This is a genomic window from Allobosea sp. 2RAB26 (assembly GCF_052115465.1).
Lineage (GTDB): Bacteria > Pseudomonadota > Alphaproteobacteria > Rhizobiales > Beijerinckiaceae > Allobosea.
The window spans coordinates 139,798-153,623 of sequence record NZ_JBFRGS010000012.1 but is presented as its reverse complement, the minus strand read 5'-3'; the positions used below and the strand labels follow the sequence as shown (position 1 = coordinate 153,623).

At 64.8% G+C, this 13,826-nt stretch carries 15 protein-coding genes; all 15 read left to right on the top strand.

Annotated features, from left to right (window positions below; translation table 11 throughout):
* Positions 1 to 4 precede the first annotated feature (4 nt).
* Positions 5 to 1,516, top strand: a complete 1,512-nt coding sequence (locus tag AB4118_RS22680) for an NADH-quinone oxidoreductase subunit M (protein ID WP_113518454.1) — start codon at positions 5 to 7, stop codon at positions 1,514 to 1,516.
* Positions 1,517 to 1,528: 12 nt separating this feature from the next.
* A complete protein-coding gene (gene nuoN, locus AB4118_RS22675) occupies positions 1,529 to 2,956 on the top strand; it encodes an NADH-quinone oxidoreductase subunit NuoN (RefSeq protein ID WP_441491869.1) in 1,428 nt (475 codons plus the stop codon).
* A 13-nt stretch (positions 2,957 to 2,969) separates the two neighbouring features.
* Complete coding sequence (locus tag AB4118_RS22670; protein WP_441491868.1) at positions 2,970 to 3,728, top strand: biotin--[acetyl-CoA-carboxylase] ligase; 759 nt, start codon at positions 2,970 to 2,972, stop codon at positions 3,726 to 3,728.
* 111 nt (positions 3,729 to 3,839) lie between these two features.
* Entirely contained in the window at positions 3,840 to 5,510 is a 1,671-nt protein-coding gene (locus tag AB4118_RS22665) for a ribonuclease J (protein WP_441491867.1), read from the top strand.
* Positions 5,511 to 5,620: 110 nt separating this feature from the next.
* Positions 5,621 to 6,025 carry a methylmalonyl-CoA epimerase gene (mce, locus tag AB4118_RS22660; protein ID WP_043236779.1) on the top strand — a complete coding sequence of 135 codons (405 nt, stop codon included), beginning with the start codon at positions 5,621 to 5,623 and terminating at the stop codon, positions 6,023 to 6,025.
* A 34-nt stretch (positions 6,026 to 6,059) separates the two neighbouring features.
* Positions 6,060 to 6,437, top strand: a complete 378-nt coding sequence (locus AB4118_RS22655; protein ID WP_441491866.1) for a RidA family protein — start codon at positions 6,060 to 6,062, stop codon at positions 6,435 to 6,437.
* Between the two features lie 102 nt (positions 6,438 to 6,539).
* Positions 6,540 to 6,770: a DUF1467 family protein gene (locus AB4118_RS22650; protein ID WP_069880671.1), complete on the top strand. Its 231-nt coding sequence runs from the start codon at positions 6,540 to 6,542 to the stop codon at positions 6,768 to 6,770.
* Between the two features lie 381 nt (positions 6,771 to 7,151).
* Positions 7,152 to 7,703, top strand: coding sequence for a peptidylprolyl isomerase (locus AB4118_RS22645; RefSeq protein ID WP_441491865.1), 552 nt, complete (start codon positions 7,152 to 7,154; stop codon positions 7,701 to 7,703).
* 18 nt (positions 7,704 to 7,721) lie between these two features.
* Positions 7,722 to 8,351, top strand: coding sequence for a hypothetical protein (locus tag AB4118_RS22640; protein ID WP_441491864.1), 630 nt, complete (start codon positions 7,722 to 7,724; stop codon positions 8,349 to 8,351).
* Positions 8,351 to 8,821: a peptidylprolyl isomerase gene (locus AB4118_RS22635; RefSeq protein ID WP_441491863.1), complete on the top strand. Its 471-nt coding sequence runs from the start codon at positions 8,351 to 8,353 to the stop codon at positions 8,819 to 8,821. Before AB4118_RS22640 ends, AB4118_RS22635 begins: the two co-directional genes overlap by 1 nt.
* Positions 8,822 to 8,952: 131 nt before the next feature.
* Entirely contained in the window at positions 8,953 to 10,059 is a 1,107-nt protein-coding gene (gene queA, locus AB4118_RS22630; protein ID WP_441491862.1) for a tRNA preQ1(34) S-adenosylmethionine ribosyltransferase-isomerase QueA, read from the top strand.
* A 62-nt stretch (positions 10,060 to 10,121) separates the two neighbouring features.
* Positions 10,122 to 10,784: a tetratricopeptide repeat protein gene (locus tag AB4118_RS22625; protein WP_441491861.1), complete on the top strand. Its 663-nt coding sequence runs from the start codon at positions 10,122 to 10,124 to the stop codon at positions 10,782 to 10,784.
* A 45-nt stretch (positions 10,785 to 10,829) separates the two neighbouring features.
* A complete protein-coding gene (gene der / locus AB4118_RS22620; RefSeq protein WP_441491860.1) occupies positions 10,830 to 12,221 on the top strand; it encodes a ribosome biogenesis GTPase Der in 1,392 nt (463 codons plus the stop codon).
* Positions 12,218 to 13,315, top strand: coding sequence for an NAD(P)/FAD-dependent oxidoreductase (locus AB4118_RS22615; RefSeq protein WP_441491859.1), 1,098 nt, complete (start codon positions 12,218 to 12,220; stop codon positions 13,313 to 13,315). The genes der and AB4118_RS22615 overlap by 4 nt, the downstream gene beginning before the upstream one ends.
* Before the next feature lie 17 nt (positions 13,316 to 13,332).
* Entirely contained in the window at positions 13,333 to 13,746 is a 414-nt protein-coding gene (locus tag AB4118_RS22610; protein WP_441491858.1) for an NUDIX hydrolase, read from the top strand.
* Positions 13,747 to 13,826: the final 80 nt, after the last annotated feature.

Sequence of the window (13,826 nt, the reverse complement as noted above, 5' to 3'; positions counted from 1 at the left end):
GATGATGTTCGGTTTCGGTATCCTCACCGGTCTACTCGTCCTGCCGCTGGTTGGCGCCGCCTTCATCCTGGCGCAGCGCGGCGACGAGGCTTCGGTCAGCTCCAACGCTCGCTATGTCGCGCTGGCGACGACGATCGCGACCTTCTTCCTGGCTTGCGTCGCCTGGGGCCGGTTCGACTCGGCCAATCCGGCCTTCCAGCTGGTCGAGACCCATGGCTGGGTCTCGGATGCGATCAGGTTCAAGCTCGGCGTCGACGGTTTCTCATTCCCGTTCGTGGTGCTCACCGCCTTCCTGATGCCGTTCTGCATCCTCGCGTCCTGGACGTCGGTCGAGAAGCGGGTTCGCGAATACATGGTCGCGTTCCTGATCCTTGAGACGCTGATGATCGGTGTCTTCGTCGCGCTCGACCTCGTGCTGTTCTACGTCTTCTTCGAAGCCGGCCTGATCCCGATGTTCCTGATCATCGGCATCTGGGGCGGCAAGCGCCGCGTCTACGCGTCCTACAAGTTCTTCCTCTACACGCTGCTCGGCTCGGTGCTGATGCTGCTCGCGCTGATGGCGATGTACTGGAATGCCGGTACCACCGACATCCCGACGCTGCTTGCGCATAAGTTCCCGGTCTCGATGCAGCCCTGGCTCTGGCTCGCCTTCTTCGCATCCTTCGCCGTGAAGATGCCGATGTGGCCGGTCCATACCTGGCTGCCTGACGCCCACGTGGAAGCACCGACCGCGGGCTCCGTCATCCTGGCGGCGATCCTGCTGAAGATGGGCGGCTACGGCTTCATCCGTTTCTCGATCCCGATGTTCCCGGAAGCCTCGGCGATGTTTGCGCCGCTGGTCTTCGCGCTCTCCGTCATCGCCATCATCTACACCTCGCTGGTGGCGCTGATGCAGGAGGACATCAAGAAGCTGATCGCCTACTCGTCCGTCGCCCATATGGGTTTCGTCACCATGGGCCTCTTCACCCTGACGCCGCAGGGCATTCAGGGTGCGATGTTCCAGATGGTCAGCCACGGGCTGGTCTCCGGCGCACTCTTCCTTTGCGTCGGCGTGATCTATGACCGCATGCATACCCGCGAGATCGCCGCTTATGGCGGGCTGGTCAACCGGATGCCGCGTTACGCTGTCGCCTTCATGGTCTTCACCATGGCCAATGTCGGGCTGCCCGGCACTGCCGGCTTCGTCGGTGAGTTCCTGACCATCCTGGGGGCCTTCAAGGCCAATCCCTGGGTCGCGTTCTTTGCGGCTTTCGGCGTCATCCTCTCAGCCGGCTATGCGCTCTGGCTCTATCGCCGCGTCGTGTTCGGCGAACTGGTGAAGCCCGAGCTCAAGAGCATCACCGATCTCAACACCCGCGAGGTCGTCATCCTCGCTCCGCTGATGCTGCTGACGATCTGGTACGGCATTGCGCCGGGTACCATCCTCGACGCCTTTGCTGCGCCGACCGAAGCCCTCATCAAGAATTATCAGGCCGCACTCACCGCCGCGAAAACGGCGATGCTGGTCGTACAGTAAGGTTTGGCAGCAATGACCTTGCCCGCCCTCGGCCCAGCTCTGCCGGAAATCACCCTCGCCATCGGCGCGATCGCCATGGTGCTCTACGGCGCCATCCGCGGCGAGGGCGCGACCCGTACGCTCGAAGCCTTCGGACTTGCCTTGCTCGCGCTAGCGCTCGTGATGGTGCTCTCGGGCACCGGCAAGGCGGTGACCTTCAACGGCGGCTTCGTCGCTGACGGTTTCGCGCGCTTCATGAAGGCACTGACCCTGATCGGTGCCGGCGCGGCGATCGTGCTCGCAGGCGATTTCATGCGCCGCGACGGCTCGATGCGTTTCGAGTTCCCCGTGCTGGTCGTGCTCGCCACGATCGGCATGATGATGATGATCTCGGCCAGCGACCTGATCGGCCTTTATATCGGTCTCGAGCTGCAGAGCCTTGCGCTCTATGTCGTCGCCGCCTTCGACCGCGACAATACCAGGTCGACCGAAGCGGGCCTGAAGTACTTTGTCCTCGGCGCGCTGTCCTCGGGCATGCTGCTCTATGGCAGCTCGCTGGTCTACGGCTTCACCGGCACCGTGACCTATTCCGGCATCGCCCAGGCCGTCCACGGCGAGCATATCAGCCTCGGGCTGATCTTCGGCATCGTCTTCGTCGCCGCCGGCCTTGCCTTCAAGATCTCGGCCGTGCCCTTCCACATGTGGACACCGGACGTCTATGAGGGTGCGCCGACGCCGGTCGCCGCCTTCTTCGCTACTGCGCCCAAGATGGCTGCGATGGCGATGATGGTTCGCATCTTCGTCGGGGCGTTCCCGGGCGCGCTGCATGAGTGGCAGCAGATCATCATCTTCATGTCGATCGCCTCGATGGCGCTCGGCGCCTTCGCTGCCATCGGCCAGCGCAACATCAAGCGCCTGCTCGCCTATTCCTCGATCGCCAATATGGGCTATGCGCTGGTTGGCCTCGCGACGGGAACGGCAGCGGGCGTCCAGGGCGTGATGACCTATATGGCGATCTATCTCGCCACGACGCTTGCCGCTTTTGCCTGCGTTCTGATGATGCGCCGCGACGGCAAGCCGGTCGAAGACATCTCCGAGCTTGCCGGGCTCTCGCGTACCAATCCCTGGATGGCTTTCGCGCTGGCGATGATGATGTTCTCGCTCGCCGGCATTCCGCCGCTGGCCGGTTTCTGGGCGAAGTTCTACGTTTTCTATGCCGCGATCGATGCCAAGCTCTACGCACTTGCTGTGATCGGCGTGGTGACCAGCGTGGTCGGCGCCTACTACTACCTGCGCGTCATCAAGGTGATGTATTTCGACGAGGCGAAGCCGGCCTTCGAGAAGGGAGACATCGGCGTGCGCGGCGTGCTGCTGGTCTCGACCCTGTTCGTGCTGATGCTCTCCTTCGTGCCGGCCCCGCTGTTCGACTCGGCTGCTGCTGCCGCCAAGTCGCTGTTCTAAGGGGGCGGGCGGCGTGCTCGGCGAGGCGGCGCGCGCCGCCGGCTACCGGCTGATCGTGCGGGACGCGGTAGGCTCGACCATGGAAGAGGCGCGTCGCGCCTCCGACCAGGGCGACCCTGGCTTACTCTGGATCGTGGCTCGCAGCCAAAGCGCCGGGCGTGGCCGTCATGGCCGCAACTGGGGCTCACCGCCCGGAAATCTCTACGCGAGCCTCTTGCTCGTGCAGCCCTGCGAACCTGCGCTGGCGCCGCAGCTCGGGTTTGTTGCCGGCCTCGCCCTGCATGACGCCGCAGCCAGGGTGACCGGCCTCTCTGCTCCGCGCATTGCTTTGAAATGGCCCAATGACCTGCTGATCGACCGCGCCAAGACGGCGGGGCTGCTGCTCGAAGGCGAGAGCCGGGCGGGGCGCTTTGCGGTCACCATCGGCATGGGCGTCAATGTCGCCAGCCGACCGGACGATACCCCTTATCCAGCGACCTTCCTGAAGGCCGAAGACCAGGCTGCGAGTATCGAGGCTCTGCTGGCCGCGCTCAGCGACGCCTGGGTTGCCCGCTTCAATGCCTGGTCATTGCCGGGCGGCTTTGGCCCGACCCGGGCGGCCTGGCTCGAACGTGCAGCATTCCTCGGCGAGACCATCACCCTGCGCCTGGCGGAGGGGCCGCTGAGCGGTCGCTTCCTTGGCCTCGATGCTTCGGGCCGGCTCGAGCTCGATGTCGCAGGCGCGCGACATCTGGTTGACGCAGGCGATCTCTATTTCGGCCCTCCCGGCTGAACGGCTACGCCTGTCCCAGAGCGGCTCCTGTCGCGCTTCCACGGCCTTCATGCTAGGCCTTGCCACTCATCCGGCGCGCTCTGCGCCCTGCCTTTTGCCTTAGGATTTCCCGTGACCCGTTCCAGCGACCAACTCGTCTTCGTTCCCCTCGGCGGCCTAGGCGAGATCGGTATGAATGCGGCACTCTATGGCTTCGGGCCTGAAGGGCGGCGCAAATGGATCCTGGTTGATTGCGGCCTGTCATTTGCCGGTCCCGATGTTCCGGGCGTCGACATCGTCCTCCCCGACCTGCGCTACATCATCGAGGAGCGGGCCAATCTGCTTGGCATCGTGATCACCCACGCGCATGAGGATCATATTGGCGCGCTCGCGGCGCTGTGGCCCTCCCTGCGCGCGCCCGTCTACTGCACACAGTTCGCGGCCGGGCTGCTTGCCACGCGGCGGCTGGGCGAGCCCGGCGCTCCGAAGGTGCCGATCAACGTCGTCGCCCAGGGCGGACATGTCACGCTGGGCCCCTTCGAGATCGAGTTCGTGCCGGTCGCGCATTCCATTCCGGAATCCTGCGCGCTGGCGATCCGTACTCCGGTCGGCCTCGTCGTTCATACCGGTGACTGGAAGATCGACCCGACACCGCAGGTCGGCCTGCCGACCGACGAGAAGCGGCTGCGCGAGCTCGGCGACGAGGGCGTGCTCGCCCTGATCTGTGACTCGACCAACGTCATGCGCGACGGCATCAGCCCGAGCGAGGCGGACGTCGCGGCCAAGCTGAAGGAACTGGTCGCTTCCGCGCCCGGCCGAGTCGCCGTCACGACATTCGCCTCGAATGTGGCCCGGCTGCGGGCCGTAGCCGAAGCTGCCATGGCCGGTCATCGCGATGTCGTCGTGGTCGGCCGTGCGATGGACCGTGTCATCGATGTCGCGCGCGAATGCGGCTATCTCGATGGCATTCCGGCATTCCGCTCCGTCGAGCACTATGGCTACCTGCCGCGCGACAAGGTTGTGGCGCTGCTCACCGGCAGTCAGGGTGAGCCGCGCGCCGCGCTCTCGCGCATTGCGTCCGACGATCATCCCGAGATCGCCCTGTCGCCAGGCGACCGTGTGATCTTCTCGTCCCGCACCATTCCGGGCAATGAGAAGGCGGTCGGCAACATCCTGAATGCGCTGGCACGGGACAATATCGAGATCATCACGGACCGCACGCACCTGGTCCATGTCTCGGGCCATCCGCGCCGCGAGGAAATGGCCCGGCTCTATGGCTGGCTCCGGCCGAAGATCGCCATTCCCGCCCATGGCGAGGATCTGCATCTGAGCGAGCACGCGGCCTTCGCACGCGGGCTCGGCGTCAAGAACGTCGTTCGTGCCGGCAATGGCGACATCATCGCCATTACGGCTGATGGCGCCGGCAAGATCGACGAAGCACCCCATGGCCGGCTCTATCAGGACGGCGCTCTCCTGGTGAACGCCATGGAGAAGACGATCCAGGAGCGCCGCCGGCTCTCCTTTGCCGGCATGATTTCGGTCGCGGTTGCGGTTGACGACAAGGGCGGTATCGCCGGCGAGCCAGAGATTGCCGTGCTGGGCCTGCCGCCGGCCGCGCGCGACGGCACGCCCTTCGACGAACTGGTCGCCGATGCGGTCTCCGACCTGCTCGACAACATCCCCAAGGCGCGTCGCCGCGATCCTGAAGCGCTGCGCAACGCGCTGGAGCGTGGCCTGCGCAGCACCGTCAACGAGGAATGGGGCAAGAAGCCGCTGGTGCATGCGCTGGTGATCGAAGTCTAAGATATCGGCCCGAAAACTGGATTGCGGTTTTCGGGCCGATGCCAGCGCGGAAGGCTAGATCATCGGCAGTATGGACGGCGGTGTTCTCGCCGGATGCAAGGGAGCTCTGAATGATTGGTCGCCTCAACCATGTCGCCATCGCCGTAAAGGACCTTGCGGCCTCGAGTGCGCTCTATCGCGATACGCTCGGTGCACGCGTCTCCCAGCCGCTGCCGCAGCCTGAGCACGGCGTCACGGTCGTCTTCGTCGAGCTGCCCAACACCAAGATCGAGTTGCTCGAGCCCCTTGGGGCGGATTCGCCTGTCGCGAAATTTCTCGAGCGGAATGCCGATGGCGGCATTCATCACATCTGCTACGAGGTCGACGACATCCTGGCTGCGCGGGACCGGCTGAAGGCAACGGGCGCGCGCGTGCTCGGTTCCGGTGAGCCGCGCATCGGCGCCCATGGCAAGCCAGTCCTGTTCCTGCACCCCAAGGATTTCTGCGGAACGCTTGTCGAACTGGAACAGGCCTGAGATCCGACGGCGCGAAACAAGCGGGAGACGATTGATGATCGAGTTCTTCGGGGAGCCCGAAGCGGGCTCGCCACGCCCGTTCAGTGCGGCGACGCGAGCAGCGGGGCTTATCTTTGTCTCCGGACATTCGGCTCCGCATGATCCTGCGAACGGCATCCACCGCGGTGCGACACCGGCCGATGAGGTTCGCAATGCGCTGGGGCGGATCAGCGAGATTCTGACGGAAGCCGGCAGCAGCCTCGACCGTGTCGTGCAGATGACGATGCTGATCACCGACCCATCCGACTACGTCGCCTGCAATGCTGAATATGTGAAGCATTTCCCCGGCGGCCTGCCGGCGCGCCATACCGCGCGCTTCGGCGTGCCCACGGAAGCGCGCGTCGCATTCTCCTGCGTCGCCTTGGCCGGATAGGCTTTCGCGTGGATTGCGAGGGGCTGCGGCAGCGAGGAACCTTGCCGCAATCCCGCTGGCTTGCCATGAGATGACCGCCTCCGCCCGAGAAAGGATCAGGCCATGACCATTGCTGGCGGTCTCGCCGTTTATTTCGTGATCTGGTGGACGGTTCTGTTCGTGACCCTGCCGTTCGGGGTCCGCAGTCAGGCGGAGGACGGGGAGGTCGTTCAGGGCACCGAGCCAGGCGCGCCCGTGCTTCCGGGCCTCGCCAAGAAGGCGCTGATCACAACGATCCTGGCCGGAATCATCTTCGTGTTCGTTTGGTATATCTGGTCGGCCTACGATCTTTGATCGGCCGGGGACGGTAACGCCAAAAACAAAGGGCAAGGCCGAAGCCTTGCCCTGGAGTCTGTTTTTTCCGCAGTAACGGCGCACATCTGGTTGCGTGCGACTCATATACTAGGCGGGCGTTTGTTCCTCCCGAGACCTGGTCCGCGGCGCTCAAGGTTTCCCCGAGCGAGCCCAGCGCCAGATGAGTATCCGATTGTGACAGGGCTGTCACCCATTTAGGCAGCGCTAGCCTGATCTTTTTGCAAGTTAAATGAAGTTTGCTCTTGTGCAGTGCAGCATGCTCCAGATGTGGCGGCTCAACGCCTTGTTCCCGTCAAAGGATGCCGTTACGACGCCGGTGATGATCGGCCGGATCCTCCGGCAACGACGGAGATGCTTCACATGCTGCGCAGTTCTCTCGCCATTCTCGCCCTTGCTGCGTCGCTCGGCTGCGCTCAGGCGCAAGCGCCGGCCTCCGATCCCAACAATACGGTCGTGCTCGAGACCAAGGACGGCAACATCACGATTCGTCTTCGTCCCGATCTGGCGCCCAAGCATGTCGAGCAGATCAAGGCGCTGACCAAGCGTGGCTTCTATGATGGTATCGTCTTCCATCGCGTCATCGACGGCTTCATGGCCCAGACCGGCGACCCCACCGGCACCGGCACGGGCAAGTCAGACCTGCCTAATCTCCCGGCTGAATTCAGCCCCACGCCCTACAAGGTCGGCTCGGTCGGCATGGCGCGTTCCGCCTCGCCCGATTCCGCCAATTCCCAGTTCTTCATCTGCTACGAAGGCTGCGGTTCGCTGACGGGGCAGTACACGCTGTTCGGCGAAGTGGTGTCCGGCATGGATGTGGCGCGCAAGATCAAGAAGGGCAGCTCGGCCAATAATGGCCAGGTCAGCGGCCCCGACAAGATCGTGCGCATGCGTCTTCAGTCCGACGCGAAATAGCAAGAAGCGGCTACCTGCATGTCGCGTGTCCTGCCCCTGTTCGTCGCCGGCTTGTCGATCGTCATGGTCGGCGCTGGCGCGGCACAGGACACACGCGACCTGGGATTGCCCCCGCCCTCCGGCTCGCAGAACCCGGTTCTGCCTCCGCCTTCCGGCTCGCAGAATCCCGTCCTGCCCCCACCCACGGGGCAGCGCTACCTGCCGGGGATCGGCGGGCCGTTCGGGGAACACGCGCCACGCCGCGCCATTCCAAGCCTGCCGCCTCCTGTCGATTCGGGGCTGAGCGGATCGGTCTCGCCAGTGACGCGGAGCTTTGAAGGCGACGCCGTCGATCGCGTTTCGGAGCTCGGCCCAGCGTTTCGACGCTGCTGGAATCCGCCTGCGATGACCGGCTCCAGCGACAGCGCCATGGCGACTGTCCGCTTTAGCCTGCGGCGCGACGGCACCATCTTTGGCCAGCCGCGCGTCACCTGGGAAACGCGCCGCACCGACCCCGATCTGCGGGAACGGTTCACCGCCTCCGTGATCGACGCCATCCGAAACTGCGCACCTGTGAGGTTGTCGCCGCGCTTCGGAGCGAGTATCGCGGGGCGACCCTTCACCATTCGCTTCCACGGCCGTGCGCCGTCCAATGAAAGGCCGATCTGATGTCGCTCGATCCCGAGAACACCCTCGTCATGGAAACCACAAAGGGCCGCGTTGTCATCAAGCTGCGCCCCGACCTCGCCCCTGCCCATGTCGAGCGCCTGAAGACGCTGGCGCGCCAGGGCTTCTATGACGGCATCGTCTTCCACCGCGTCATTGACGGCTTCATGGCGCAGGTCGGCTGCCCGCATGGCACCGGCACCGGCGGCTCCGACCTGCCGGACCTGAAGGCCGAGTTCAACGCCGAGCCGCATGTTCGGGGCATCTGCTCGATGGCCCGTTCGCAGAACCCGAACTCGGCCAACAGCCAGTTCTTCATCGTCTTCGACGACGCCCGCTTCCTCGACAAGCAGTACACGGTCTGGGGGCAGGTCGTTGAAGGCATGGAGAATGTCGACAACATCAAGCGGGGCGAGCCGGTGCGTGAGCCGGACTCCATCGTCTCGATGAAGGTGATGGCTGACGCGGCCTGATATCGCCACGGGCCCCGTTCGAACGGGGCCTGAGTTCAGATGAGCCCTCATCCCGGCAGCGCCGCAGGCGCGTCCCGACGGATGGGGGCTCATCTTGTTTTGGTTCGCAGTTTTGTGAGGCGGATTCGATCGTGGATGTCGAACTTTTCGACTTCGACCTGCCGGAAGAGCGTATCGCGCTGAGGCCCGTCAGCCCACGTGATGCTGCGCGGATGCTCGTGGTGCGGCCGGATTCAGCCGAACCATTCGAGGATCGTGGCGTTCGCGAACTTGCCAGCCTGCTTCAACCCGGCGACGCGCTCGTCCTCAACGATACGCGCGTGATCCCGTCCCGGCTCTATGGCCGGCGCGTCAGGGGAGAGGCCTCGGCGCGCGTCGAGATCATGCTGCACAAGCGCGAAGCATCCGACCGATGGCTCGCGTTTGCCAGGCCGGCCAAGAAGCTCGCTCTCGGCGAGACGGTCGTGTTCGGCTCGGATGCGGCATCGAATGCGTGCGAGCTCGGCGCGCTGCATGCCGAGGTCGTCGGAAAGGGCGAGGGCGGCGAGGTCGAGTTGCGCTTTGCCTGGTCTGGTCCGGTGCTCGATGAAGCGATCGCGCGGCTGGGTGAGTTGCCACTCCCGCCCTATATCGCGGGCAAGCGGCCGACCGATCAGGCCGATGCCCACGACTATCAGACGGTTCACGCCCGTATGGATGGAGCCGTGGCCGCCCCGACTGCCGGTCTCCACTTCACGCCGGAGCTGTTTGCAGCCCTCGACGCGCACGGCGTTTCCCGCCATTTCGTGACGCTTCATGTCGGCGCGGGCACGTTCCTCCCGGTCAAGGCCGAGGATACGCGCGAACACCGCATGCATGCCGAATGGGGTAGCGTGAGCACTGAGACCGCAGCAGCGCTGAACCAGGTCAAGGCAAGGGGAGGCCGCATCGTTGCCGTTGGGACCACGGCCCTGCGGCTGCTCGAGAGCGCTACCGGCGAGAACGGGGTCGTCGCGCCATTCTCCGGTGATACGGCCATCTTCATCACACCAGGCTATCGCTTCCGGGCCGTCGATATCCTGATGACGAACTTTCACCTGCCGCGCTCGACACTGTTCATGCTGGTCTCGGCTTTCTGCGGGCTCGACCTCATGAAACAGGCCTATGCCCATGCGATCGCGGAGAAATATCGGTTCTATTCCTATGGTGACGGCAGTTTGCTGTTCAGGGCTGAACCCACCACGCCACGCCACGCTTGATCCGGCTCGCAATCGGCCAGCGAAAATGCTACCCGGCAGGGTGAAGAGGATTGTGACACCCTATGGCCGATATTTTTCGTGAGATCGACGAGGAGGTCCGGCGCGACAAGGCGGCGGCGCTCTGGAAGAAATATGGCAACCTGCTGATCGGCTTGGCCGTGGCTGCTGTCGTGGCCGTCGCAGCCTGGCAGGTCTGGCTGTATCGCGAGCAGCAGGCTTCGCAGGCCGTGGGTGCGCGGCTGGAAGAGGCGCTGAGGGCTTCGCGCGACAATCGCGGCGCCGAGGCGGAGTCGATCCTCGTTGACCTCGCGGCCAACGCGCCGGCGGGATACCGCCAGATCGCGCGGTTCCGCCTGGCTGCCGAAACCGGCAAGCGCGACGCTGCCGCGGGCGCAACGGCCTTCGACGCACTGGCGAATGACAGCTCTCTCGATCAGCTCTATCGCGATCTTGCCCGGCTTCGTGCCGGGATGTTGCGCGTCGATCTTGCGCCCTATACCGAGACCCGTGCCGCGCTTGAGCCGCTCGCGTCTACGCAGGGCGTCTGGCGCCATTCGGCCCGTGAGTTTCTCGGCATTGCCGCCCTCAAGGCCAATCTGTTCGAGGATGCCGGCCGCTGGTTCGATGCCATCGTGACCGATCCGCAATCGCCGCAGGTGCTGCGCCAGCGTACCGATCTCTATCTTGCGCTGGTGCGCGGCGGCGCCGTCGAGACCAAGAATTGACCCGACGCGCCGATCCCGGCGCGTAACAGGACGAATTTGAACACCATGACCGCGACCGTCGCCATCATCGGCCGGCCGAATGTCGGCAAATCGACGCTCTTCAACCGGCTCGTGGGCAAGAAGCTCGCTCTGGTCGATGACCGGCCGGGCGTGACCCGCGACCGGCGCGAAGGTGATGCCTCACTCGGCCATCTGCGCTTCCGCATCATCGATACCGCCGGACTCGAGGAGGCCGACAAGGACTCCCTTGCGGGCCGCATGCGCGCTCAGACCGAGACCGCGATCGCCCAGGCCGACGTGATCCTTTTCATGATCGATGCGCGGCTTGGCCTGACGCCGATGGACCAACCCTTCGCGGATCTGGTGCGCCGTTCTGGAAAGCCTGTGATCCTGCTCGCCAACAAGGCGGAAGGGAACAAGGGCAAGGACGGCACATTCGAGGCCTATGCGCTCGGGCTCGGCGACCCCGTTCCGTTCTCGGCCGAACATGGCGAAGGCACCGCGGATCTGCTCGAAGCGCTCGTGCCATTCATTGCCGACGAGCCAGACGAAGACGAGGACGATCAAGCCTGGGCCGAAGCTCCCGCCGCGGATCTCGATGAAGACAGCGACCCCAACAAGCCGCTGCGCGTCACCATTATCGGCCGCCCCAATGCCGGCAAGTCGACGCTGGTCAACCGGATGATTGGCGAAGACCGGCTGCTCACGGGGCCGGAAGCCGGGATCACCCGAGACACCATCTCGGTTGACTGGGAGTGGCGCAGCCGCCCGGTCAAGCTCTTCGACACGGCGGGCATGCGCAAGCGCGCCCGCATCGAGGAGAAGCTCGAAAAGCTCTCGGTCGCCGATGCGCTTCGGGCCATTCGGTTCGCCGAAGTCGTCGTCGTCCTGCTCGATTCGACCATTCCCTTCGAGAAACAGGACCTGACGCTGGTCGATCTGACCGAGCGCGAAGGCCGGTCGGTCGTCATCGGGCTGAACAAGTGGGATCTCGTTGCCGACAAGCAAGGCCTGCTGGCCGAGCTCAAGGAGAAGGCGAACCATTTGCTGGCGCAGGTGCGCGGCGTGCAGATCGTTCCGCTGTCAGGCCTGGCGGGCGAGGGTATCGACCGGCTGATGCAGGCTGTCTTCGCCAGCTATGACGTCTGGAATCGCCGCGTCTCCACGGCGCGGATCAACCGCTGGCTCGAAGGCGTGCTCTCGGCTCACCCGCCTCCGGCCGTCGCCGGACGCCGCATCAAGATCCGCTATATGACGCAGGCAAAAGCGCGCCCGCCGACTTTCGCGCTGTTCGGCAACCAGCTCGACCATTTGCCGGTGTCCTATACGCGCTATCTCGTCAACAATCTGCGCGAGGCATTCGAGCTGCCGGGCACACCGATCCGCCTGCATACGCGCGGCGGTGACAATCCCTACGATCGAAACAAGCGCAAGTGAAGGTCACCGTCGTCGGTGCGGGCATTGGCGGTCTTGCGACGGCCTGGGCACTCAGCGGACGTGGCGATGAGGTAACGCTGCTCGAGCAGGCGCCGGTGATTCCCAATCCCTACGCCGCCTCGGGCGACCAGCATCGCATCATCCGTCGCGCCTATGGTAGTGCCGATGGCTATGCCCGCACCATCCCGGAGGCCTTCGCGGCATGGGACGAGATGTGGGCTGATCTCGGCCGGTCCCACCTCGCCAGTTGCGGCGTTCTCGGCGTCTCGCTGCAGGAGGGCGACGAGGGCGAGCAGTATCGCGACGGGCTCGACCGGACGTCACAGCCTTATACGCTGCACGCGCCTGCCGCGGCTGCGACGCGCTGGCCCTTTCTCGATGCGGCAAGCCTCCGCTACGCCTATTTCAGTGCCGACGGCGGCGCTCTCTTTCCGGCACGGATTGCTGCGGATCTGCTCCGACTTCTGGCGGAACGCGGCGTCGCTATTCAGGCCAATGCCCGCGTCTCGGCCGTGGAGGCGGATGCCGGCGTCGTCATCCTTGACGATGGGACGCGGATTGCTGCCGACCAGGTCGTCGTGACGGCTGGGGCCTGGGTGCTGCGCCTGTTCCCGGAACTCGGCGATGCGCTGAAGACCTACCGCACTGCGGTCGTCTATCTCGATCCGCCCAGGGATCTCCGTGACGCCTGGCAGCGTGCGCCTGCCATGGTCAGCGTCGGTGGCGACAGACACGGTTATATCCTGCCGCCGGTGGACGGGACCGAACTGAAGTTGGGCGCAGGAATCCATCGCCGCCCGAGAGAGCCCGACGAGGAGCGCGAGCCTCGTCCCGGGGAGGGCGAGCAGATCCGCGACTATTTTGCCCCGCCGCTCGCTCGGCTCGATGAGTATCGCGTCAAGCGTACCGCGACCTGCGCCTATACCTTCACCGAGGATGGCACATTCTTCGCGCGCCGGATTGGCAAGGCGCTCGCGGTCTCCGCATGTTCGGGGCATGGCTACAAATTTGGCGCCGCGGTCGGTCGACGTGTCGCGACTGCTCTGGAGAGCGGAGACGACGCCGCATTGTTCCGCTGGCTGCGCGCGGAGTAGGCCAGATGGAGGGGCGGATGCTCGAGACGGTCAGCGCCCTGTTCGTCAGCCCGGAAAACAAGGTTCTGCTCGGCCTGAGGGCATCCTGGAAGCGCGCATGGGCCGATCACTGGGATGCGATTGGTGGCCGGGTCGAACCGGGTGAAGGCCTCCAGGAAGCACTTCTGCGCGAATGCCGTGAGGAAGTTGGCCTTGTCCCGACACGCTATCAGCTGGTGCTGTCGGAGCCGGAGCGCTTTCCGGAGCGCAATGGCGAGGCGCTGCACCACATCTACGTCGTGCATGCGTGGGCGGGCGGGGACGCGGTCAACCTCTGCGACGAGCATGTCGAGATACGCTGGTTTACGCTCGACGAGATGGCGGCGCTGCCAAACCTCACCATCCCCGATCTGATTACGCTGGCGCGTGCGGCGCCGCGCGCGGGAGCCTGATTGCTCTCGAGCAGGGCATCAGACCGAAAAGTGGAATCCACCTCTCGGGGAAAATCCGATGCTGCCTAAAGAGAGGGATC

Excerpts from the sequence above, each read along its gene's own strand:
- AB4118_RS22680 (WP_113518454.1), top strand. The coding sequence starts at position 5 with ATGTTCGGTTTCGGTATCCTCACCGGTCTACTCGTCCTGCCGCTGGTT.
- nuoN (WP_441491869.1), top strand. The coding sequence starts at position 1,529 with ATGACCTTGCCCGCCCTCGGCCCAGCTCTGCCGGAAATCACCCTCGCC.
- mce (WP_043236779.1), top strand. The coding sequence starts at position 5,621 with ATGATTGGTCGCCTCAACCATGTCGCCATCGCCGTAAAGGACCTTGCG.
- AB4118_RS22655 (WP_441491866.1), top strand. The coding sequence starts at position 6,060 with ATGATCGAGTTCTTCGGGGAGCCCGAAGCGGGCTCGCCACGCCCGTTC.
- AB4118_RS22650 (WP_069880671.1), top strand. The coding sequence starts at position 6,540 with ATGACCATTGCTGGCGGTCTCGCCGTTTATTTCGTGATCTGGTGGACG.
- AB4118_RS22645 (WP_441491865.1), top strand. The coding sequence starts at position 7,152 with ATGCTGCGCAGTTCTCTCGCCATTCTCGCCCTTGCTGCGTCGCTCGGC.
- AB4118_RS22640 (WP_441491864.1), top strand. The coding sequence starts at position 7,722 with ATGTCGCGTGTCCTGCCCCTGTTCGTCGCCGGCTTGTCGATCGTCATG.
- AB4118_RS22635 (WP_441491863.1), top strand. The coding sequence starts at position 8,351 with ATGTCGCTCGATCCCGAGAACACCCTCGTCATGGAAACCACAAAGGGC.
- AB4118_RS22625 (WP_441491861.1), top strand. The coding sequence starts at position 10,122 with ATGGCCGATATTTTTCGTGAGATCGACGAGGAGGTCCGGCGCGACAAG.
- der (WP_441491860.1), top strand. The coding sequence starts at position 10,830 with ATGACCGCGACCGTCGCCATCATCGGCCGGCCGAATGTCGGCAAATCG.
- AB4118_RS22610 (WP_441491858.1), top strand. The coding sequence starts at position 13,333 with ATGCTCGAGACGGTCAGCGCCCTGTTCGTCAGCCCGGAAAACAAGGTT.